The organism is Allobosea sp. (assembly GCF_030694325.1).
GTDB lineage: Bacteria > Pseudomonadota > Alphaproteobacteria > Rhizobiales > Beijerinckiaceae > Allobosea.
The window spans coordinates 1-2377 of the sequence record NZ_JAUXYO010000196.1 but is presented as its reverse complement, the minus strand read 5'-3'; the positions used below and the strand labels follow the sequence as shown (position 1 = coordinate 2377).

The window sequence follows — 2377 nt, the reverse complement described above, 5'->3', positions numbered from 1 at the left end:
GCCGCTGGTGCCGTCGAGCATGACCTTGAGCACGCGCCCGGAATGGGTCTGCGTGTGATAGGCCAGCGGCAGGCTGAGCGCGTGCTCGAAGAAATTCGCCATCACCGCCAGGCGCCGCCGATGCGCGAGCCGGTCGGAATGCAGCGAGACGAAGACGCTGGCGCCGATGGTGAACAGCCCGAAGCCGACCCAGGCCAGGATCAGCGGCCCGATATCGCCCCAGCTCAGCTTCTGCCCCGCGCCCTGAACGTTCGAGAGCTTGTCGATCAGCGCGCCGAAGAGCATCGGCTCGGCGAAGGACGCCGCGGCGAGCAGGATGTTGGCGAAGGCCAGGATCAGCCCCAGCCGACGCTCGGGGCCGAGTTCGCCGAGAACGCGGGCATAGATGGAGATGAGCGACATGAAGCACCTTTAGCGCAGGCGCGAAGCTGAACAAGCCCTCAACCTTAACGCTTCGTTCAAGGCCCCCCGGATAACGTCGTCCCGAGCCTAGGCCGACATCCGGCTGCGGGACGGTCGCGGCAGGCGATTTCGGGGTGGCGTCATGGATCTAGCAACCGGCCTCGGCATTCTCGGAGGCGTCGTCACGATTTGCGCGATCATCCTCATCGACGGCGGCAACTTCGCGGCCTTCTATGACAAGCATGCGGTCATCATCATCTTCGGCGGCGCGGCCGCCTCGACGATGACGCGGTTTCCGTTCTCGGTGATCACCCACGGCATTCCCATGGGCATGCGCTTCGCCTTCACGATGAGCGCCAGCCACCCGCGCGAGCTGATCGAGGAGATCACCCGCGTCGCCGACATCGCACGCAAGAACGGCCCGGTCGCCCTCGAGAACGTCGCGGTGTCCGACCCCTTCCTCGCCCAGGGGCTGCGCTACATCGCCGATGGCTACGACAAGGAGTTCATCCGCGACACGATGCAGCGCGACCGCGACAACTTCCTGCAACGTCTCGACGAGGGCTCCAAGGTCTACCGTGCCATCGGCGACTGCGCCCCCGCCTGGGGCATGATCGGCACCATTCTCGGCATGATCACCATGTTCGCCAACATGTCCGACCCGTCGAAGCTCGGCCCCGCCATGGCGACCGCGCTGCTGGCGACGCTCTACGGCGCGATCATCGCGAACATGATCGCCATGCCGCTCGCGGACAAGCTGCACATCAAGCTCGAGGAGGAGGAGATCGCACGCACGCTGATCATCGACGGCGTGCTTCAGATGCGCGACGCCAAGAGCCCGACGCTGGTGCGCGAGATGCTGCTGGCCTATCTGCCGCAGCATCACCGCACCGAGATGGCGAAGGCCTGAGGCTCGTCTTGATGGCCGGGATCTGAGCCATGATGAAGAAACGGCGCGGCGGCCATGGCGGCCATGGCTGGTTCGTGACCTTCGCGGACCTGATGGCGCTGCTGATGAGCTTCTTCGTCATGGTCGCCGCCTATTCCAGCCAGGACACGGCCAAGCTCCAGATCGTCGCCGGCTCGATGCGCGACGCCTTCGGCAACCAGCGTGACATGCGGCTGGCCGGCGTCGTCGAGGCGGATGGCATCCCGACCGGCACCCATGTCAAGAATTCGCGCATCCTGCCGCTCGACCAGGCGACCGACCAGCCCGGCCCGATCAAGAAGGCGCCTCAGGATGACGGCCTGAGCATGCCGACGCAGGACCGCGGTTTCGCACTCGCGGCGGCCTCGCTGCGCCAGGCCCTGCGCGACATGCCCGAGATCGCTGAGGTCTCGCGCAACATCCTGATCGAGGTGAACGACACCGGCCTCGACATCCAGCTCGTCGACCAGGAAGGCCGGGCCATGTTCGCCGAGGGGCGCAGCCAGCCGAACGAGCGCATGCGCAAGGTCCTCGCCACCCTGGCGCCGACACTGCGGCGCATGCCCAACAAGATCGCCATCACCGGCCACACCGCGCCGCCGAGACCGGGCAGCGTGCCTGAGGGCGATCCGTGGGAGTTGTCGGTCGCCCGCGCCGCGGCGGTGCGCGAGATCCTGTCGAATTCAGGGGTGCCGAGCGACCGCTTCGCGCTCGTCTCCGGAAAGGGCGACACCGAACCGCTGGTCAGGGACAATCCCTACCTGCCCTATAACCGCCGCGTCGGGCTCGTGCTCAAGGCCGATTCGCCGCCGCTGCCGAACGGCCTCAGGCCCTGACGCGGGGCGTCATGGTGCGAGGATGAGCGCCCAGTAGACCTGGTATTTCGAGCCGGGCGCATAGGCGGTGGCGATGCCCATCCGGGTCACCCCCGGCATCTTCATCACGCGGTCGTGCTGCGGCGAATCCCGCCAGCCCGAAAAGGCTTCCGCCAGCCGCCGGTAGCCGGCCGAGAGATTGGCCTCGGCACCGGGCTGCCCGCCGCGGGCC

The 2377-nt window shown here is 67.1% G+C and carries 4 protein-coding genes; 2 read left to right on the top strand and 2 right to left on the bottom strand.

Annotation, left to right across the window (positions count from 1 at the left end):
- On the bottom strand, nt 1–402 hold a 402-nt coding region (locus tag Q8M82_RS12470), incomplete at its 3' end, for an ABC transporter transmembrane domain-containing protein (RefSeq protein WP_305691670.1).
- Between the two features lie 142 nt (nt 403–544).
- On the opposite strand from Q8M82_RS12470, the gene Q8M82_RS12465 reads away from it, so the two are divergent.
- Both Q8M82_RS12465 and Q8M82_RS12460 read left to right on the top strand, forming a co-directional pair.
- The gene (locus Q8M82_RS12465) at nt 545–1312 is read left to right on the top strand and encodes a motility protein A (protein WP_305691669.1); all 768 of its coding nucleotides are present in this window, start codon (nt 545–547) and stop codon (nt 1310–1312) included.
- Nucleotides 1313–1341: 29 nt separating this feature from the next.
- Entirely contained in the window at nt 1342–2166 is an 825-nt protein-coding gene (locus Q8M82_RS12460) for an OmpA/MotB family protein (RefSeq protein WP_305691668.1), read from the top strand.
- A 9-nt stretch (nt 2167–2175) separates the two neighbouring features.
- Here the strand turns inward: Q8M82_RS12460 and Q8M82_RS12455 are convergent.
- Nucleotides 2176–2377: CAP domain-containing protein (locus Q8M82_RS12455; protein WP_371126332.1), on the bottom strand; the 202-nt coding region annotated here is incomplete at its 5' end.